The sequence below is a fragment of the Bradyrhizobium sp. Ken51 genome, assembly GCF_055807435.1.
Genome location: NZ_JBVVPB010000030.1, coordinates 38,400 through 59,438 on the forward strand (window position 1 = coordinate 38,400; position 21,039 = coordinate 59,438).

Genomic DNA, 21,039 nt, shown 5'->3' on the forward strand with positions numbered 1-21,039 from the left:
GTTCTGCTGACCGTCTTTTGGGGGTACGCGTTAGCGCGTCTAAAAATCGGCCCCGCTTGCTTACCTGAGAACCAGGCGGAACAAAGCTACTATGTCTAGTAGCTCCGTTCGCATCCAGCGAGGCTCCTGCCTAACTCGCCTTTCGCGGCCAGGATTGCTCAGTCGGCGCGATCGAAGAAAGTTGCCCACACCACGCGGTTAACTTTGGAAACGGGAAGGATGTAGGCCGAACAATGTCATCTGAGCAGAGGCGCGGACGCGCTCCTGCCGACGGCGGAGCCCGCCAGCCGGAAGCGTGTTTTGCATGCTCACGCTCACGGTCCCGGCGAGTAGAAGGGCGGCCGCCGCCGCGGATCTGGCCCGGCACGCGGGCTCATCGCGCGACCAGAGCCGACCGCTTTGCGCAGCGGACCGTTGCGTCGGCGGCTTGAATGCGTTCGGTAGCAAAGGCATGGCTTGAGATCGCAGCGGCGAGCCGCAACAGATGCCTAAGTTTCGGGTGCTTCGGGTTGCTGGGGTCGGACACAGGTTGGCGAATCTGTCGGTGCAAACGTTTGACCGCTTCGCAAGCCGTCTTACCGCTGCGACGGTGGTGTGTACCTTCATTGAAAGGGAAGGGGGCATCGGCCGCGTCGGATTACGCGATCATACCAGAGGCGTCTTGTCAGGAGACCGACGTTGCAAGTGCTTCAACTGGATTTCGAAAGCGGAACAACAGCGATATGAATGCGGCAAGATGGAAAAGCGATCGTTGCCACTGCCACCCGTAAGCGCGGGTAATCGCGCATTGATCGAGATTGCAAGCGCCGTGCGGGTTGCGGCTTGGTCCGGGCTGCTTCCCCATCTTTCAGACGTCCGTTCCGTCACGATGCTCGTGCAGCGCGTTATCGAGGCAGGCTATCAACTCCAGACCGGCAAAGGGTTTGGGAAAAAAGCCGGTCACGCCGGCTTTCAACGCGCGGGCTCGCGTGCGATCATCCGCGAAGGCAGTAATCAAGATGAATGGCGCAGCGTGGCCCTGGGCCCGCATCTGTTCCAAAAGTTCAAAGCCGCTCATCATGGGCATCTGCACGTCTGCAATGACACAGGATGTATCGTTCAATTGAGACGACCGCAAGAATTCCTCAGCCGATGCAAACGTATGAACGATGTGGCCGTGCGATTTCAAAAGATTGTTCAGTGCGGCACGAATTGAAGGATCGTCGTCGACAACGGAGATAGTTGAACACTTAGACAAGACCACCCGTCCTCGTTGGGCGAAGGCACTGGCCGAAGCATAGCGGCCAGCTGAAGGGTGCGCGAGTACGAGGAAATTGTAAAATCATACTTAGGTTTGTACCTTGAGACGGTCGGTCCCAATTCCCAGCCTCTCAGCCATCCTAATCAAATCGGCTAACGATCGAGCGCCCATCTTCCTCATCACGTGCCCGCGGTAGATTTTGACCGTAATCTCGGCGAGCCCGAGTTCCGCGGCTACCTGTTTGTTCAATAGGCCGGTGGCGACAAGTCTCAAGACATCCTGCTCCCGTGGACTTAGGGCCTCAAACAAGGACTGCAGCTTCTTGATGACCTTGTCTACACCTCGTCTTTTGCGATCCCGTTCGATCGCAGCGATGACGCCATCGAGCAGTTCCTGATCCCGAAATGGCTTGCTGAGAAAATCGATTGCTCCACTCTTCATCGCTTGGACGGTCATCGGAATATCGCCATGAGCGGTGATGAAAATGATGGGAATATGAACCTTCAATTTGGCTAACTCATTCTGGAGCTCAAGTCCGCTCAATCCCGGCAGTCTGATGTCAAGCACAAGGCAGCCAGGAACATCCGGAAGCTCGCTGTGGAGCAGTTCCTGGGCGGATCCGTAAGCAACGACATCTAGACCGATGGATCGAAATAGGTTGACCAGCGATTCGCGCATTGAGAGGTCGTCGTCGACGACGAACACTCTCGGTCTCACCTCCGGCCCTTCGACAGTTGCGGCTTGCGTCCGCGGTTCAGAGCGCTTGGTCACGAAGAGCCTCACTTTTGCAATTATAGTAGAAAGATGTGTTACCACGCCCAATGGTTGTCCGTCGCGGTCTTCCTAGGAGCTTTCGGGCATTGCAAATCTATGAGACTTTCCAGGGATGTGACCGGGTCAGCCGTTTGCAGCCGCGTAATGCATTACCAGGAAAGTCTAGCAAAAAGTGCCCGAGTGGTCGAGAACTGGCTTTCGCGTCTGTCCGCTGTTCCGTGGGAACAGGCCCGCGGCATCGATCAAATCAATCAGCAGCCGTTTGACAAGCACCGAATCCAGAGGTTGAGGCGTTCGCTCTTGCGCGGGGCGTCCCCGCTGGCCCTTGGCGAGTGGCGGCTGCAGGAGGCGTCGGCGGACCCTCACTATGCGGCTGGATTAGAATGCCCGCCGTCTTGGTAGTTGGATGCGGGGCTGCGAGCTGAGCGAATCGGCACGATGTTGCCGAGGCATGCGCCGAGCTCGCCCGCATTGTCGGCATGCGGCGTAGACTACCGCGCTTGTACTAAGGAAAATGGAAATTAGAACGAGCAGCAGCGGCATCAGCACATGAACTCTTTTTGCTTCGTCAGAGCGCCTGTGAGTTGCGTCTTTAGCGAGCTTGGGAAGGCATCTTGCATCGGCTTCGTACAACCTCACGCAAGGTGCGATTCAAGTCCTTTCGGTCGTGCTCATAGGAAATATAGTCATCTCGATCTGGTGAGGTGCCTATGTTCCTTCGTCCCCCCTGTTTCCTTCTAAGCGCCTATCCCAAGATGAGGTGGTGAATCTACGTGGAGAGGCCCATTGGCTGCCTGGCTGTCGATCGCTTCGGCAAAGCCAGTTGCAATTGGCCTCCGGCCTCAGCTCAAAAAAGGCTGATCCAGGAAAGGTACCGCTCTCCTAGCAGTTTTGGCGGGCATCATAGGTTGTGGCGAGCAGGCTGTTCGAAGCTTGTACTCAACCCCGCAAGATAGGAATACGCGCCGAGCGGTCAGCCTGAAGCAGTCGCCAACCTGCCACTAGCTAATTGATCTTCCCACGCAGCTCATCAAAGCGGCCCGGCGCACTCCTTCAAGAAGAAGTGCGCAGGGTTCGCCCCACATCGCCAGTACATCCGTGGCGATGCTGCTCCAATGAAGCAATCCACATGGCAAAACTGAGGCTCGCTCCGCAGCCAAACTCAATAGCGGCGCGGCTGCTACTCCACGCCGGCACGACGAGTTTGAATCGTACGTAGCGTCACGTTGTGCGATGTCGTCTAGATCTCTCGAAGTTGGCAAAGTCCGACAAGGTGGAGTGCGGAATTGGCAAGGATTGCGGCAAATGTTGTTACGGTGCGCGTGGCGAGGGAGAAGGCGTTCCGCTGTTCTTGATATTCGTTGCAATTCGCTTCACCGGTTGTGGATAGCTTCCGCTGCGCTTGAACCGCGGTTTGAGTATGGGAACTCTGCCTGATCTATCGGGTTCGGCATGGCCGGCAATCGCCCTCGTGCGAACGGCGGCCCTCGGCATTCCGATGAGTGAGGGCCTGTACGGGCCCTGTATCAGCATAAGGAGTGCCTTGTCGCGGGTCAGTTGCTTTTCGAAAAATGGCAGCAGGAATCCTCAGAATAGCTATCGGGCACGGTTTGGCTCAAACAGGCTCGCAGATCTGCCGCATGATGCTGCCGTTCAGAGTGGATGACTGCGTTGCCTCTGACAAAATGGGCTTGGAATGATTGTCGATCTCGCAAATTGCACCGCGCCTGTCGGCGGCATTTCTCTTGCCTGGACCGCGCGTTGCCTCGATCATGGGCAAACCGATCGGCTTTCATATCTCATGGCCTGATCGAGAGATAGCGGCTATCCGGAGCCCGGCTGCACGTCGGGCAGCGGGGCGCTGGTGGCAGGTAACTGCCACGAGCCGCTCTATCCTCCCGCGCAACACGCTGCTTAATCGGGAGCTGCCGCCCATGCCGCGCGGGCCCAAGCCTGCGCCCAAGATTGCGGTCGATCGACATGATCGGGCTCTATGATACAGCGTGCGTTCGTTCTATTTTGCTTGCTGGGGCCCATTCTTTGGCCGCCCCGGACCTGTGGCGTTTTTTGTGAAGTCTCTTCACAATTGCGTCCCTTATGTGTCAGATGTTGGCTCGCTTCTTCCTAGTCTGGGCGGGCAAATGCCGCGAGACCCTCTCAGCCGGATTTTGTTCGGCTCAAATCTCGACAGCCACTTCCAGCCCCTGTGGGAGGACGGTGATCGTGCGTTCTGCCGTGCGTGGCGACAGCTAATCAATGGCAGCAGAACTGTCGTGCTTGTCGTGCGGCCGATCACGGAAAACCCGGCGTCGCTCGACCGCCTCGTCCATGAATGTGAGCTGAGGGAGGAGCTAGACGAGGCATGGGCGGTGCGGCCTTTGGAACTGATCCGGGAATCTGGTCGTACCATGCTGGTCCTGGAGGATCCATGCGGCGAGCCGCTGCTAAACTTAGCTGGAGCCCGCATGGAGCCCCAGCGCTTCCTGCGCCTGGCCGTTGGTATCACGACGGCCGTGGGCAAGCTTCACCGGCACGGTTTGATCCACAAGGACCTGAAACCCGCTCACATTCTGGTCAATTGCCCGGACGAACAGGTGCGGCTCACTGGGTTTGGTCTGGCTTCCCGTCTTTCCCGCGAGCGGGTGCCGCCTGAACCTGCCGAGTTCATCGGCGGCTCGCTGCCCTACATGGCGCCCGAACAGACCGGACGAGTGAATCGCTCAGTCGACTCCCGCAGTGATCTCTATTCACTTGGCGTGATATTCTACCAGATGCTGACCGGCGCGCTGCCGTTCACGGGCTCAGACCCGTTGGAGTGGATTCATTGTCATATTGCAAGAAAAGCAATACCGCCTGTTGAGAAATCGCAAAACATCCCGGAGCCACTCTCCCAAATCGTGATGAGGCTTCTCGCCAAAACTGCCGAGGAACGCTACCAGACTGCGGCTGGCCTTGAACACGATCTGCAACACTGTCTGGCAGCATGGGCCAACCACGGTCGCATCGAGCCTTTTGACCTTGGCGCAGACGACACACCTGATCGCTTGATCATCCCCGAGAAGCTCTATGGCAGAGCCCGCGAGATCGAGACCTTGCTCGGCTCGTTCGATCGCGCGGTGAAGAGCGGCGCGCCGAGGTTGGTGCTGGTTGCCGGTTATTCCGGCATCGGTAAGTCTTCGCTTGTCCAGGAGCTACACAAAGTACTCGTGCCCTCGCGCGGACAGCTGGCGTCAGGCAAATTCGACCAATTAAAGCGCGATGTTCCCTACGCGACGCTGGTGCAGACGTTTCAGAATCTTGTCCGTCCTCTTCTCAGCAAAAGTGAGGACGAACTCGCGACCTGGCGGCAAGCGCTTCGGGAGGCGCTCGGCGCGAATGGACGGCTGATTGTCGAATTGATCCCTGATCTGAGCCTGATCATTGGCGAGCAGCCCGCGGTTGCTGAGCTTTCGGCCCGGCAAGCGCAGAATCGTTTCCAGCTGGTGCTTCGCCGCTTTATTGGCGTGTTCGCCCGGCGAACCCATCCATTGGTGCTCTTCCTCGACGATTTGCAGTGGCATGATGCCGCAACACTCGACCTGATCGAGAATCTCCTCACCCAGTCGGATCTGCACCTGCTGCTCATTGGAGCTTACCGCAGCAACGAACTTGATGCAGGCCATCCGTTCAAACGCAAGCTCGACTCCATCAGGAGAGCCGCCGTAAACCTAGAGGAGATCACGCTCTCGCCGCTCGCGGCAGACGATGTCGCGCAGTTGGTCGCGGATACCGTTCGCTGCGAACCAAAACGCGCTGCCCCACTAGCGGAGCTTGTCCATCGGAAGACGATGGGCAATCCGTTCTTCGCTATTCAATTCCTTTCTGAATTGGCGGAAGAGCAACTGCTGACCTTCGATCACGAGTCGGCCCGCTGGCGTTGGGATCTTGAGCGCATTCACGCCAAAGCGTACACGGAGAACGTAGTGGATCTGATGCTCGGAAAGCTCATCCGGCTGCCCAAGGAAACGCAGGACGCGCTGCAACAGCTGGCCTGTTTCGGCAACGTCGCGGGGACGGCAGAGCTTGCGATCGTGCTCGAATTTTCAGAGGAGCAGGTGCATGCGATGCTGTGGCCGGCAATCCGGCAAGAACTGATCGCACGCCACGGAACAGCCTACCGTTTCCTCCATGATCGCGTTCAAGAGGCGGCCTATTTACTGGCGCCGGACTTTTCGCGCGCTCCTTCCCATCTGCGGATCGGTCGGATGCTCGCGGCACACATCCCTGCGCACAAACGCGAAGAGGCCATCTTCGACATTGTCAGTCAACTCAATCGAGGCGTCGCGCTCATCGCTTCCGGTCAGGAGCGAGAGCAACTCGCCGAGCTGAACTTGATCGCAGGGCAGCGTGCCAGGGGGTCGGCGGCCTACGCTTCGGCGCTCACATATTTCACCGTCGGTGCTGCGCTGCTCGCGCAGGATTCCTGGCAAAGGCACCGCGAGCTCGCGTTCGCACTCGAGACCAGCCGGGCCGAATGCGAATTCTTGGTAGGCCAGCTGGAGATTGCAGAGCGTCTCTTGTCCGCACTGTCGAAGCGAGCTTTGAACGGGCCCCAACGAGCAACGGTCGCATGTTTGCAGGTCGATCTTTACTTGACGCTAGGTCAGCACGGCCGGGCAGTGCTCATAGGTCTCGCATATCTTCGCGACGTCGGGATCGAGTGGTCGCCGCGTCCGACGGACCAGGAAATGCTCGCCGAGTATCAGCGGACGTGGTCACAGCTGCCCGACGCAATCGAGGATCTTGCTGGTTTGCCTCGAATGACAGACCAGGCCACGCTTGCCACGCTTGCCGTCTTGACGCGGATTCTTCCGCCGGCAGGTTTCACGGACGCCAATTTATCCGCTTTGGTGATCTGCAGAGCCGTCAGCATCAGCCTCGAATACGGCAACACTGATGCTTCCTGCGCCCATTACGCGTGGCTAGGCAGAATCTCGGCCGGACGCTTCGGTGACTACCAAGCGGCTGATAAATTTGGTCGTCTTGCTTGCGACCTGGTTGATCGCGGTGAGTTCTCTCGTTTTCGGGCTCACGTCTATTTGGCCGTCGGAGGCAACGTGATCCCCTGGACGAAGCCCCTTAGAGATGGCCGAGTTTTGATCCGGCGAGCCCTCGAAGCCGCGGTCAGTAGCGGCGATGTCATCTATGAGGCGTACAGTTTAGTTCATCTAACCTCAAGTATGATGATGGCCGGAGATCACCTGAAAGAGGTACAGAACGAGTTAGAGAAAAGCGCTGCTACGATCCGCAACAGAAAGGTCCAATTTGCTGCTGAGGCTGCAGCCGCTCAGCTTGCGATCGTCAGAACCATGCGCGGCCTCACGCGCTCGCTTGGTTGCTTCGATGACCAACAATTTGATGAGGTAGACGTTGAACGATCGTTGGCAGGAAGTCCGGAGTCACCTAGCGAAACCGTCTACTGGATCCGCAAACTTCAAGCGCGCTTCCTATCAGGCGATTATGCTGCGGCTGTTGGGGCTCGCTCGAAGGCCGAGCCCAAACTATGGACCATACCGACAGAGCCCTTGACCGCGGAGTTTCACTTTTATGGTGCGCTGTCTCACGCGTGTTATTGCGACAGGTTGGGCGAAGGCGAACGACAGCAACATCGAGAAATCATTGACGCCCATTACAGGCAGCTGCAGACATGGGCGACGAATTGCCCCGACAACTTCGAGAATCGGGCTGCCTTGGTCGGCGCTGAAATTGCGAGGCTGGAATGCCGGGATGCAGACGCAATGCGACTGTACGAACACTCAATCCAAACCGCAGGACGTAACGGTTTCCCCCACCACGAGGGGATCGCTTGTGAACTTGCAGCGCGCTTTTATGCTGCACGCGGTTTTGACAGGATCGCCCGGGTTTACCTGCAGGACGCGCGGCGCGGCTACCTTCGTTGGGGAGCAGATGGCAAGGTGCGTCAACTCGACGAGCTGCATCCGCATCTCATGCATCAGGAGGCCCCTCTTGCCGTGAATGGCATGACGATCGGAGCTCCGGTTGAGCATCTTGATCTGGCGACGGTGATCAAAGTGTCGCAGGCAATTTCCGGCGAGATTGTGCTTCAAAAGCTAATTGACAAGCTTATGCGGACTACCATTGAGCAGGCCGGCGCCGAACGAGGTTTGTTGATTCTGCTGCATGGAGGCGAGCCACGGATCGAAGCGGAAGGCAAAACGGTAGCGGATGCCCTCGTTGTAAAGGTGGATGAACAGCCCGTAACTCCGATGGCTCTTCCCGAATCCGTGCTGCATTTCGTGCTACGTGTCCGCGAAAACGTCATTCTCGAAGATGCTGTCGCCCAGCCTTCATTTGCCGAAGATCCGTATATCCGCGAGCGCAAAGCGCGTTCTATTCTTTGCCTGCCACTGATCACGCAGGGCAAGCTGATCGGCGTACTTTATCTGGAGAATAATCTCGCCCCGCGCATATTCTCGGCTGCCCGAACGTCTATGCAGAAAATGCTTGCCTCTCAAGCTGCAACAGCGCTCGAAAACAGCCGGTTGTACAGCGAAGTTCAGCAACGGGAGGCGAAAATCCGGCGCTTGCTCGACGCTAACATCATCGGAATCTTTATCATTCACGAAGGGGGCGAGATCATCGAAGCAAATCAAGCCTTCCTCACGATGGTTGGATACGACCAAGAAGATCTCCTCGCCGGCCGAGTGAATGGTCTCGATCTGACGCCTCCAGAATGGCACGAGCGCACAAAGGATGCTCGCACAGAAGCAAAAAGGACCGGAGCTGTTCAGCAGTTCGAGAAAGAGTATGTTCGGAAGGATGGCAATCGGGTGCCGGTGCTAATTGGCCTAGCCGTGTTCGATGCGCGAGGGGACCAAGGTGTTGGCTTCGTTCTGGACCTGACAGAACGAAAGAGAGCGGAAGCGGAGGCCCGTGAAAGCGAACGGCGGTATCGCGAGACTCTGATGGGCCTTGCACACGCCAATCGGATCACGACAATGGGACAGCTGGCCGCCTCGATCGCCCACGAGGTCAACCAGCCGATTGCCGCGATCAGCAGTAATGCGGGGGCGGGGCTAAATTGGCTCGGTGCTCAACCGCCAAATCTGGACGAGGTTCGGCAGACCTTCGGTTTGATTGTCCGTGACAGTATGCGCGCAGGAAACGTGATCCGTCGAATCCGCGCTCTTATGAATAAAGCTCCTATGCAAACGGAGCTTCTTGCAATTGATGAATTGATCGTAGAGGTGCTGGCCCTAGTCCGCGCGGAACTTGCCAAAAATGATGTGTGGGTGCAAACCAAACGGCCTGAGGCTTTGCCGCTGGTTCGAGCGGATCGCGTTCAGGTGCGGCAGGTGATCCTCAATCTGATCACGAACGCCATCGAGGCCATGAGCGTGATCAAGGAAGGCGACCGCGAATTGCTGATCAGTGCCCGGATGGATGGCGCGAATAGCGTATTGGTCAGTTTTCGCGATACGGGTCCAGGGCTCGATCCAAACAGCGCAGACCGCGTCTTCGAGGCTTTTTACACCACCAAATCCGAGGGCATGGGCATGGGACTGGCCATTTGCCATTCTATTATTGAGGCGCATGGGGGCCGGATGTGGGCGGGCCCGAATGATCCTCGCGGGGCGGTCTTTCAGTTCAGCATGCCCATTGCGCCGGAGGGCGTGAACGGGGTGCAACAGGTGTCTTGAACGCCTTAGGCTCGATTTCGATGTCGAGCAGGGGTGCTCCGGGAGCAATGTGACAGAAGCGAGGCGCGTGATGTTCGTAATGTGAAACATTCGCGTTTCTTGCTGCCCCATCGGGAGTGTGGGAGCGACCGCAGATTGTCGCGACTTGTCAGAAAAATCTGAATCTGACCGCAGCGGCCAGATTCAAGAAGCTTTGAGGGCTCTTTGCAGACATCGTGAGCCTTGCAGGCCGTCAAGCGGAATCGGACGAAAGCAGCAGACGGAGCGTTCGCGAGAATGACGTCAATGGCCATCGAGGAAATGGAGGAAGTCTAAGTCGAGGTCGTTTACAATCCGTCGTGCGGTTGGTTATCCCTTCGGAATGAGGTGAGCCATACGGCGGGATTCGTCACGGTCGCTCTTCGACAAGCCGTCAATCACGCCGGCGCGATCCGCTGCGTTGCGATTCTGGCTCATCTTCCGCGTGCCGTCGAGCCGTGTAATTTGCAATCGTACACCAACAATCCCCTTAAGCTCCGCTTTGATGAAATCGGCAGGAGCGTCCGAGACGGTCCAGCGGTCCTTGCCCGCCGAGTGCTCATGCGCATCGGTCAATCGCGTGACCACCTCCAGCAGTCGATCGGCATCATCGAAGAAGTCGACCGGCCCGTAGGCATGCACCGCAACATAGTTCCAGGTCGGTACGGCCTCGCCTCTCTCCTGCTTCGTCACGTACCAGGAAGGGCTGATATAGGCTTGCGGCCCAGTGAAAATAGCCATCGCTTCGCCAGTCCGTGCCAGCTTCCACTGCGGATTCGCACGCGCCAGGTGCGCATAAATCGTGCCCATACAACCTTCGCGCTCGTCGAGTACTACGGGCAGCATCGTTCCAACAATCCCTTCCTGAGTGGCGGTGATCAGTGTCGCCGAGCGGGCCTCACGCATCGACCGATGAAGGTCGGCGATATCGAGAACTTGGAACGAGGGCGGCGTGTACATTGGCGAGGCTCCCCGGCAGCCCGGCCGAAGGCCGGGCGACACACGATTTAAACTGGAGTACGCCTCATGCGGGATCACATAAACCGCCAGTTTTGGTGGGTGGTGTCATTTCTCGGAGGACCCAGCCCCTAAGGGACCGCCAACCTATGGTGATCCGAGGTGCAGATCGAAGAGCGGCTTTGCAAGCTGCTCGGCCGTTGCGAGCTATCGCCAAATTTTGGTGACGGCCTGAGCCGGTCAGGCGGCGGCGGTTGTGGGCTGGCGGTCGGTCGACTTGGCGATGACCTCGATCCCGTCGTTGAATGTCACACCGAGAACGAGTTTTGACAACTGGTTATGACCGTCGAGGCGGCGCCAGCTTCTCTGCGCGCCCTCGACCAGTTTGAAGACCATCGCGAGCGCGGTCTTGTTGGATAGACAGCCCTTCGATCGGATCGTGCGGTGGCGCACGGTGGCGAAGGTGCTTTCAATGGGGTTGGTGGTCCGTAAGTGTTTCCAATGTTCGGCCGGGAAGTCGTAGAATGCCAGCAGCGTATCCCGATCCTTGGCCAGGCAGTCGGCCGCCTTGTCGTATTTCAGCGCGTAGCTCTCGATGAAGGCGTCGAACGCCAGCTCGGCGGCGGCCTTGATTTCGGCCATCCAGATCTCCTGCAATGCGCGTTTCGCTTTCGGTTGCTGGCTCTTCGGCAACTTGGCGAGCACGTTCGCGGTCTTGTGCACCCAGCAGCGCTGCTCGCGCGTTTTCGGCCAGACCTCGCCGGCGGCCTTCCAGAACCCGAGTGCGCCATCGGCGATGACGAGCCGCGGGGAAGCATCGAGCCCGCGCCGCTTCAGATCGAGCAACAGATCGCGCCAGTCGTGCGCGCTCTCGCGGGCGCCATCGGTGAAGCCGACCAGTTCTTTGCGGCCTTCCGGCGTCGCACCGATCAGCACCAGGATGCACTGCTTTTCGTCCTGGAGGCGGGCTTCGAGATGGATGCCGTCGGCCAGATGTAGACGTAGCGCTTCGCGGACAGATCGCGCTTCTGCCACGCGGTGTGTTCATCGAGCCAACCGTCCTTCAGGCGACCAATGGCGGAAGCCGACAACCCGGCAGCATCCTTGCCGAGCAGCGCAGCCAGCGCCTCCGAGAAGTCGCCGGTCGAAATCCCCTTCAGAAAAGGACCGGCAGCAGCGTCTCGATCGACTTCGAGCGGCGCATGTAGGGCGGCAGGATCGACGGCGAGAACCGGATCCGGCCAGGATCGGCAGCGGCGGCCTCGCGATCGCGTACACGTGGCTGGCGGACGGCAACCGGACCGATGCCGGTCATCACCTCGCGTTCCGGCAGGTGACCGTGGCGCACGACGCGCTGGTGGCAGTCCGCGGTCTTCAAATCGGCATGCTGGCCGAGAAAGTCCGCGACTTCGGCCTCGATCACCTTGGCGAGAAGGGCACGTGCCCCGTTGCGCAACACTTCTGTGAGTTGATCGTCGAAGATTCCTGGCTGAATCAGTTGGATGACGTTATCGTTGGACACGGCATATCGCTCCTTCGGTGGAGAAGTGGAGGCGTCAAGCACCCCCACGATATGCCGCCTTTCCGATTCCCGCCGTCACCAACTTTCAGCGATAGCTCGGCCGTTGCTTTCCACGGGCGCTTGCAGACGAAGTCGGCTTTTCGCGGCGATGAGTGTAGTACATGAGCAGCTTCACCTGAAGGCTATGAGTGGATGACCAGAATTGCGGCTGAGCAGTGCCGCATCACCTCGCCGCACCGCGACTGGGAGGTTCGTTGTGAGCGCTGTGCTAGATCCGCCCGCGGACTGGACACATCAAAAACAAAGAAGATCGTACCTATTCGTGATGATTGCCTGTCATCAAATCCATAGGAGGCATCCCTCGTGTGTGTCCGGCACGGGCGTGGGACACACCGGGGCAGATCTCGCCAACCTATAGATGCCAACGCGTTCTGGAGCTGGTGGAAAGTGCCGAGAGCCTCCCGCCCGTTCAGCGAAACTTCACTGACGGCCCATTCGCCCCCGGCCAACGTGTTGCCGCCTTCAGTATTCTCGAGTTGCCAAAATTATGTGACCAAACGGAGGTTAGAGCTTTTCGGCATCTCACTCGTTCTTTCGCCCAGGATATCTCAAAGCTTCGTGTCAGGGGGATCTGTGTTGAACTGCGGGAAAAAACCGTTTCAGAATGGCTGCCGAACGCGCCTAAACAATGCGTCTGGCCGGCACCAGACAGTGCTCGATCTGAGACAGCTCTGGGACGCTATGCGTGGACGTTAATCCTCTGTATCAACGCTCGATCGGCGGTCGCATCTTGTTGCGATGCTGACGGCGCCTTACGGTGAGCTGTGGGAGTCCTGCTTTGATTCTGACGGGGCTCTCTAAGCATCGACCGCTGCTTTCATCGGCTGTACTTGTCCAATGGCTACCCAGATCCACGCAGCTGGTAGGAAGCCTGCGACCGCACACTTCGGCTGTCGTGTAGCATGGCTCCGATAATTCGATGCTGCCTTGTTGAGGACGATCTGATGCCGTTAACGCCGCATGCTGATGGCCTGTTCCAGTTCAGCATTTGAGATCGAGAGCCCCGGTCCTCGCGGATTTCCGAGTAACAGAGAGAACATGTGCCTATGAACGACACGATGAAGCACATCAAGCGTTCGTTACGCGTGCTCGGCGGACTTGCTGTCGTCCTCGGGGTCTCGTCCGTGCTCGGACCGAACAATGTGCGATCCCAAGCCCTCAACGGCTTTGGCGTCGGAGCTACGGGCGGCCTTGGAGGCGAGATAGTTCAGGTCAGATCAACCAAAGATCTGACGTATGAGCTGTGTCGTTCCTACAGCTTAGGGTACTGCAGTGACAATACTCCGCGTGAGATCCAGGTAATAGGAACTATAGACTTTACTGGTACGGAAGGGCGAGGCGAAGGGCAGGGTTGCCAATATGGCCGTGCTTGTTCGGCACCTTACAAACGTGGATCCCTTCTTCTTATGGATGGCAACGATGCGCATTGCGATGGGAAGGAGAAGATGTTGGTCGGCTTCGACAGGGCTGGAAAGCGTCCGCTCGAAGTCGGCTCAAACAAGACAGTAATCGGTGTTGGCCCGAACGCTACGATGAAACGGAAGGGGCTGCGCCTGAATGGGGTCAGCAACGTCATTATTCGCAACCTGACTATCAGTGATATCAACAGCGGCGTGATATTTGCCGGCGATGCTATTGCAATTGCACGAGCCGACCTGGTTTGGATCGACCACAACCGGTTTCATAACCTCGGGCGGCAGATGATTGCCGGCGGCTTTGGCCCGACGACGAATATTACGATTTCCTGGAACGACTTCGATGGCAGCGATACCTATGCCTCCTATTGTAACGGAGAGCACTATTGGAATCTCCTGTTTCTTGGTGTCCCGCAGACGATCACCATCGCAAATAACTATTTCCATGGATCTCGGGCCGGGCGCCGCACATTGAAGGTGCGCAGGCCATGATTCATCTCGTTAATAATTACTTCCACAACACGAATGCGCAACAGAGCGGCGGATTTTTCCATGCAGTGGATGCTGGATCATCTGTGCAAGCACTTGTCGAGGGTAATTACTTTGACAACATTGAAACACCTATAAAGAATGGTAGTGGACATATCTTTGGCTTGTTAGGCAAAGGCAGCGGGACCGTGCAGAGCATCTGCTTCAGCGTGCTCGGACGTCGGTGCATCGAGAACATCGCGATCCCCGTGCCGCGGATCAATGGCTTTCGCCTGGATGAAGCCGTAATTCAATCGTTTGGAGCTCTTCCAAAGTCATCTATTCCTCTTCCATTCCCGGCGGATGATGTTCCGGCAGTGATCACGGCCAGGGCAGGTCCCGGACACCTTGAGAGCCGGTGATAGCTCGTTCGCAGACGCGGCTCGAGACTGGGCTGATTGCCGCAAACAGTTGGCCAAAAGGCGCATACTGGACGAGAATGGCACGCGTGCCGGACCTTGCACGAGGACGGTATGGCCCTTCTCTTCGGGGGCCGAGCGTTAGAATTCCTGTCGATTGTGCGCGCTATGCCTTTCGCCGCCAGCCCAGGCGCTCGTCTCAGATTGCTATGTCGGGTTTTTGGCGGGGTCGGGTTGAAAAGGATGGGAGGCGGCATCGCGTTCCTGGCAAACTGTTCGAATTATCATTCGATCCGCTACCTGACGGACGTTCACAGCTCCGTTTTCCGTCTGGCATGGTGCTTGCTCGAGAGCACCGGTAGCGCGAGCTTCGCCTTCGAAATCGAGTGACACGCGCCCTCGTCCGCTTAAAGAATCCGCAAAACCTGGAAAAATTCGCAATGAATGAAATAGCTTCAAGCGAGAGTGTCATTTCACCGACCGACGTCGTCAAGCGCGCGGCGCGCATCGGTGCTGAAATCAGAAATATCAAACTCTCGGGTGATTTGCCGAGCAGAACCGTCGCTGCGATCGACGGCTTGCTGCTCGAACACAAGGTGATCTTCTTCCGCGATCAGGGGCATCTTGATGACGCGGAGCAGGAGCGGTTTGCTGCCTGTTTGGGAAAGCTGGTGCCGCATCCGATACTCGGTACGATCAATGGAACGACCTCGATCATCGAGCTTGATTCCGCGCGCGGGGGTAGCAGGGCGGATGTATGGCACGCCGATGGAACCTTTCTCGCGGCGTATCCCAAACTTGCGGTGCTGCGAGCCGTTGTGATCCCATCGTCCGGTGGCGATACGATTTGGTCGAACGCTGTGGCCGCCTACCTGGATCTGCCGCGGCCGCTCCAACGGCTTGCCGACGAACTCTGGACCGTTCACAGCAACGCCTTCGACTATGCCGGGTCCTGCCGTGTACGCGAAATCGACCAGAAGCATTTTGATGAGATCTTTACCAACACGATCTATGAGACCGAGCATCCGGTAGTCCGCGTGCATCCTGAGACCGGCGAGCGCGCGCTGGTGCTCGGCGATCTGGTGCAAAGGTTCATCGATCTCCCAAAACGCGACGGCCAAAAGTTGTTTGATCTATTCCAATCCCATATCACGGCGCCCGAAAATACCGTGCGCTGGAGCTGGAAAGAAGGCGATGTCGCGATTTGGGATAACCGCGCAACGCAGCATTATGCGGTCAACGACTACGATGACCAGCATCGCGTCGTTCATCGTGCCACAATCGATGGTGACGCGCCCGTCAGCGTCGACGGTCGATGCAGTGTAACGCGCCTCAAGACGACGAAGCACCCGTTCACTAAGGTAGCCTAGCAGGTTTTGGCAAATTCAGCGGCGATTCACTACTTTTTTTCACTTGTTCGCGCGAATAGATGTCGCCAAGAGGAGTTCACGCCAACTCCACGCGGAAGTGGTTGGGACGGCAAACGCGCCGCGAGCTCGGCAGGCGACCTCCTTGCTGAACTAGATGCTAAGCTCATCTCGACCGGGCGAAAACGAGTCACCACCGATTGGGGCCCAACTCACAGGCGGCGTCCGGTTGATTTGCGTGGGAACGTTTCCGCCGATGCGCCGCCCTTTGGCCGGCGGCCACGACCGTCGGACAGAAGTAGCGCGATTGGCCTTAGTTGGGTACGTTATGCATCTGTGTCGCGGTTTCGCTTGCCACGCCTCTTCGCGAAGGAACTAAGCTCCGAGCGCGATTTGTGCCTGTCATGGCGGAGTACGAGCTCGGAGGCGAGTCCGACGAGCGCGAGCAGGCATCGAAAAGCAATGTCGCTGCCGCAAGGCTAACACTCGATTGGACAAATTAGCATCCGTATCATTCTACGGCGGAGCATATAGATCTTGCGCAATACGATCGTACCCGCCTCGCGTCAGGAGCACCGCGTTTAAATCGCCGTGATAAGTGGGTCCGAGCCGTTGAAAAGGCCCATTATGATCTCGACCGGATGGTGGTGAATTCATGCGCAGTCTTGAGGCCTTAAAAAAACACCGACGTAGATACCAATATATTCAGGGCGTGTCCCGTTTGTGGCGTGTAGGTAATTCTTGTCGGGTGATTGATGTACGTCAGTCCTATGGTCATATATATCCCGGGCGCCAGATGGGCCGTATACAGCCCGGAAATTGCCGTGCTGTCGCGGTGCGCCAGCTGCTCTTTCGCCAGCGCAGCGTCCACTGCGAAGTGGCTCCAGATGGTGTTGTTGATAACAACACTCATCTGATCAGTGGGCCGGCTGTCAAACAGGCCTTTCGCATACAGGCGAAGCTCGTAGTACTGACTGGCCCTATTCAGGTCAGGCGGGGCGTACATCGCAGAGAACCCGCCATAGATTCCGCGAGATGCCGAGCCGTGGCCGGCAGACTGCCAGAATTGCCTGTCAGCAGCTACATAGTAGACGCTGTTCGCCTTGGCTGTTGCTTGCGTGGGGTGTTCTAGGTCCGTGTAGCTGCTGTTGTTGAAGCCCGCGCCAGCGCGCAGCCACGTCTCCAGCACACCCGGAGTAGGCTTGCTCCTATACGAAAGTTCATCAAGCAAAAGAATGCCTGCGTCGCGCGTGCTCCAGTTCAGGCCAATGGGATTCTCGCTTACATGCGCATATTGGCCAGCTGGACTGAGCGAGCGCTGGATTGAGAACTTGTTATATAAGCGATGATCAAAATTGTACTTCAGATTAAGAGCGGGCGTTGGCGCCCAATTGTTGCTCATGCCTGCTTGGAAGAGCATTTTCGACGAGGGTCCAAACACCTTGTCGCCGGCGCCCGCAAACTCATGTTGGTTCCTGAGATAACCCACTTTGAGCTCGATCTTCCTGTCGAAGAAGGTTTGATAGTAAGAAACTGCATTGAGTCCCAGTCGGTCTGGCCCGGCGCTCTTCCATGTCCAGTATTGATGCTCAGCTCCGAGCACGATCTGACCATCGGGAATGCCGAACCGAGCGAGGTCATAGGTTACGATCATCGAGTTGACCGTACTAAATGTCGGATTCTGGCCGACGTATTGCTGACTGGCGATTGTGCTTCTGGCGGCATTGCCGAGTTCATTGTTGACAAACGTGTTTAGGGTCCAGCCAGAAAATCCAATACCGAGATCCGAAAGCTCGGATCTGACAGAAGCTGCGTCCTGATCTATCGTGTCCGCAGCACCGGGAGCAGTGAACGCGCCACCTTTTTCACGGAGGTTATCGAATTTTGCGAATGGATCGGTCTGCTTTTGAATTCTGCTCTTGGCAGTGTCGAGGGCACTGTCGCGCTTTGTGGTGGACGTAGCTGTTTTTGACAGGAAGCTCCCAGAAAGGCGTCCTGCTCCCCTGGGGCGGCCGCTTCGGAATGTCACGGCCCGATCCGAAATTGGTCGGCTTTTTGCCTCAACGAGCTCATCGGGGCTGTGGCTTCTTGGCCCGGAGATCTCGGCAGTTACCGCCGCCGAACTGCCGGCGAGACCAGCTATCACGGAAAGGACAAAACGCCCTCGTGGCTTCGCAGGTGCTCGTGAGATGAGAGCAACTACGCCAGCCGGGTATGCCCGAATAGATACAGGAGTTATAACGCAACAATGCATGGTGGTTCCGCGCTGATTGATTCGAATAAAGTGGTACTTCCACCTCAGCGCCTAGAGCGGCTCCGAATCCTTGCTCTTCAAGGCGGTCTGGGTGGCGCTTGACACCAGGCGGCGTCTTTATGAGAACAAGACCCGCTCAGCCTTCCGCGCTGTCACCACTGCTGGCGCAGCTTGGCCAACCAGGCGGGTATTCAGCGCGAAACAACCCAGCCGCTCGATCGCTAATCGAATGCAGGCATCTGCGGCACGGCGTCGACATGGAGAGTGGCCTGCTTGGTGTGAGCGTTCCCTAGCAAGAGATTGGCGGCCAATGCACGCAGCCCAGCCACCTTGCGGCAAATCCGCTGCCAAAAGGAAAGCAATGGACTTGAACAGAGAGCAGCGCCAATGGCGGGCTCGCAGAACAAAACGCCGGATCCAAGAAACGCCGCTCGCACATCGGTTTCGGATGAAGCTCTGACACGCAGAAGGGACCTCCATTTTTTGAGGTCCGTCAGCTTGCTGACGCCGCAACAAGGACTTGATTGGCCCTCATCGGCAGACTGAGCGCGCGATTGCAGGCGTTCTGATACCTGCGGACGACGAGACTGAACATCCATCAGCTCCATCGGATCTACGAAATTTATATTGCATGCGACTTCTTCCTGATGTGGTCCGAGCAAGTGTCACCGGTACTGACTGGCATGTGTCCGTCGTCTCGATCAATCGCTAGGTTTGGTAGTTGACCGGGGGAGGTCGGCTGTCGGTGCGCGAAGCGCACCAATTGTGTCGCTCGGCGCGAGACGGCTTCGGCGTTCACGGACGACCGGTATGGCAGCGTTGACGGTACAATTCGGGAAGTCGTCGCTTCGATCCAAGTCGCGCGAGGGTCTCAGGTGCTGCTCTGGATTGCACGCCGCCGCCGCTGTCGATCCGGTCGAGCGGCGACCGTGCACATCAACTGAGCCGTCGCGTCACCACGACGAATCGCTGCGTATTGGTGCGAGCACGCATCGGCGTAGACCGCGGCTTGATTGCAACATTTCGGCTGCCAGCGCTTGCGCCAGGTCAGATCTCTTTGTACATCCGCACGAGTTCGATCAGGTTTTCGATGCCGAAGTCGCTGACCGGCGAGATGCCACCTTCTCCGACGCCCTGGGCCCCTGACGATCCCTCCTCGATTCCATTTCGTTGGGACCTCCTGCAGCCAGTCGTCGTCCCGTCGGGGGCCGCCACTACAAGGATCATGGCGGTGATGTGATGAACCTTGTCGGGGTGCGTGGTCATGCTGCTTGAGCGAAGAGCGTTGCTGTGGGGGCGTCCAATTTCCGAGCAATACGTCCAGCTTGTCTTCGCGGCTCGGTCCAGGGCGGCTCTCGCGGCACACGGCGCGTCTTACCCATTTGGAGCTGTTTGGGAGTGTATCAGGTGAGCGAAACGCGTTCGTCAGGCTTTGTGAGCGTAGAACGAAACGTAATGCATTTTTTCCAGTCATCGCCCCTTGGCTGGCGTCAACAGAGCGGTGTGCCAAGATAAGCATCGAATGCGGCTGCCACAGCGCGACTTAGAAAACGATGCTGCGGCCTCACGCGGATACATCCCTTTTCCATTTGAACGATTCCATCCTCAGCGAGCATCGCCAAGCGTTCGCCTGAGCCGAGGAAAGCGGCCGGGTCAAATCCATGAGCGACGCAAATTGCCGGCACGTCGACCTCGAAATCGCACATTAGCCGCTCAATGATCGCGGCCCGGACGCGGTCTTCAAGACTGAGACAGTAGCCCTTCGACGTCGCCAGACGGCCGGCCTTGATTTGGCTGCTGTAGGAACCCGCCGTAACTTCGTTCTGGACGTAACCCTCGCCGAGCCGGCCGATCGCCGACGGTCCGAAGCCGATCACTTTATTGCAGGTGTCGGCCGAGTAACCGAGTGAGTTTCGGCGCAGGCGACGGGCTTTCTGCGCCAGCACGAGCTCATCGCCCGGCAAAGCGAAATGATCGAGCCCGATTTGGCGGTAGCCCGCTGCAATCAGTGTATTGGCCATCGCCGCGGCTTGTTCTGCACGGGCAGCGCTGTTTGGCAGCGCTGCCTCGTCGATCAGGCGCTGATTCTTCTTGAAGGAAGGAACGTGCGCATAGCCGAATACCGCAAGCCGGTCTGGTCGCATCGCCACCGCCGTAGTCGCGGTCTGAACGCAGGACTGCACCGTCTGATTTGGCAGACCGTAGATCAGATCAAAGTTGATGCGGAATATTCCATGCTGCCGCAGCGTTTCGACAGCGCGCGCCGTTTGTGCCTCACTCTGGACCCGGTTGATGGCCTTTTGAACGATTGGATCGAAGCTCTGGACGCCGAGGCTTGCGCGGTTCACGCCGGCAGCCGCTAACCCTTCGGATGTGGCGCGCGTGAACGTGCGCGGGTCGATCTCAACAGCGATGGCGGCCGTTTTCGAAACCGCAAACCGATGGCGCAGAAGTTCCATCAATCGCCGAAACTCCGCCGGCTCGATGAGGGTCGGCGTTCCACCGCCGAAGTGCACGTCGCTCACGGGGAGAAGTTGCGGCACGTGCGCCGCGACCAAATCGATCTCCTTACGAAGAACCGCCAAAAATTCGAGGATGGGTGAATCCCGGCGAGTGATGCTTCGAGCGAAGCCGCAATACCAACAAATCGATCGACAGAACGGAATGTGGAAATAGAGCGACACCGAATCATTGACCGGCAGGCGCTGCAGCCAGTTCTCAGAGGCTTCGGTGCCGACCGCTGTGGAGAATTGGGCTACGGTTGGATAGATGGTGTACCAAGGAAGGCGAGCATCGCAATACTTTTCTAGCATTGAGGTCTGCAACCGTTCTATCCCGTGTTTAC

General features: G+C 57.8%; 10 protein-coding genes and 1 pseudogene. 4 read left to right on the top strand and 7 right to left on the bottom strand.

Translation table 11 applies throughout. The features are described 5' to 3' along the window. Positions 1 to 847: 847 nt before the first annotated feature. Together AC0L27_RS33490 and AC0L27_RS33495 are read right to left on the bottom strand one after the other, a co-directional pair. Positions 848 to 1,243 (bottom strand): response regulator transcription factor, encoded by a 396-nt coding sequence (locus tag AC0L27_RS33490; protein WP_473321935.1) that lies wholly within the window; start codon positions 1,241 to 1,243, stop codon positions 848 to 850. A gap of 84 nt (positions 1,244 to 1,327) precedes the next feature. Next, positions 1,328 to 1,957 (bottom strand): response regulator transcription factor, encoded by a 630-nt coding sequence (locus tag AC0L27_RS33495; RefSeq protein WP_473321986.1) that lies wholly within the window; start codon positions 1,955 to 1,957, stop codon positions 1,328 to 1,330. A 2,198-nt stretch (positions 1,958 to 4,155) separates the two neighbouring features. Between AC0L27_RS33495 and AC0L27_RS33500 the strand changes: the two genes are divergently transcribed. After that, positions 4,156 to 9,714 carry a trifunctional serine/threonine-protein kinase/ATP-binding protein/sensor histidine kinase gene (locus AC0L27_RS33500; protein WP_473321988.1) on the top strand — a complete coding sequence of 1,853 codons (5,559 nt, stop codon included), beginning with the start codon at positions 4,156 to 4,158 and terminating at the stop codon, positions 9,712 to 9,714. 348 nt (positions 9,715 to 10,062) lie between these two features. On the opposite strand, the gene AC0L27_RS33505 is transcribed toward AC0L27_RS33500, so the two are convergent. Both AC0L27_RS33505 and AC0L27_RS33510 read right to left on the bottom strand, forming a co-directional pair. Next, positions 10,063 to 10,692 (bottom strand): FMN-binding negative transcriptional regulator, encoded by a 630-nt coding sequence (locus AC0L27_RS33505; protein WP_473321937.1) that lies wholly within the window; start codon positions 10,690 to 10,692, stop codon positions 10,063 to 10,065. Positions 10,693 to 10,929: 237 nt separating this feature from the next. Next, positions 10,930 to 12,211 (bottom strand): annotated as a pseudogene (locus tag AC0L27_RS33510) (IS256 family transposase). Positions 12,212 to 13,317: 1,106 nt separating this feature from the next. Here AC0L27_RS33510 and AC0L27_RS33515 point away from each other — a divergent pair. The 3 genes from AC0L27_RS33515 to AC0L27_RS33525 all read left to right on the top strand — a co-directional run bounded on the left by AC0L27_RS33515 (position 13,318) and on the right by AC0L27_RS33525 (position 15,943). Beyond that, on the top strand, positions 13,318 to 14,178 hold the full coding sequence (locus tag AC0L27_RS33515) for a pectate lyase family protein (protein ID WP_473321939.1): 861 nt from the start codon (positions 13,318 to 13,320) through the stop codon (positions 14,176 to 14,178). Continuing rightward, complete coding sequence (locus AC0L27_RS33520) at positions 14,175 to 14,576, top strand: hypothetical protein (protein ID WP_473321941.1); 402 nt, start codon at positions 14,175 to 14,177, stop codon at positions 14,574 to 14,576. The genes AC0L27_RS33515 and AC0L27_RS33520 overlap by 4 nt, the downstream gene beginning before the upstream one ends. A 437-nt stretch (positions 14,577 to 15,013) precedes the next feature. Then, on the top strand, positions 15,014 to 15,943 hold the full coding sequence (locus tag AC0L27_RS33525) for a TauD/TfdA dioxygenase family protein (RefSeq protein ID WP_473321991.1): 930 nt from the start codon (positions 15,014 to 15,016) through the stop codon (positions 15,941 to 15,943). A gap of 670 nt (positions 15,944 to 16,613) precedes the next feature. Here the strand turns inward: AC0L27_RS33525 and AC0L27_RS33530 are convergent. The 3 genes from AC0L27_RS33530 to hemN form a co-directional block, all read right to left on the bottom strand. After that, on the bottom strand, positions 16,614 to 17,969 hold the full coding sequence (locus AC0L27_RS33530) for a carbohydrate porin (RefSeq protein WP_473321943.1): 1,356 nt from the start codon (positions 17,967 to 17,969) through the stop codon (positions 16,614 to 16,616). Positions 17,970 to 19,241: 1,272 nt separating this feature from the next. Continuing rightward, positions 19,242 to 19,460, bottom strand: coding sequence for a hypothetical protein (locus AC0L27_RS33535; protein ID WP_473321945.1), 219 nt, complete (start codon positions 19,458 to 19,460; stop codon positions 19,242 to 19,244). A 224-nt stretch (positions 19,461 to 19,684) separates the two neighbouring features. Beyond that, positions 19,685 to 21,019, bottom strand: coding sequence for an oxygen-independent coproporphyrinogen III oxidase (hemN, locus tag AC0L27_RS33540; RefSeq protein WP_473321947.1), 1,335 nt, complete (start codon positions 21,017 to 21,019; stop codon positions 19,685 to 19,687). Between the last annotated feature and the right edge of the window lie 20 nt (positions 21,020 to 21,039).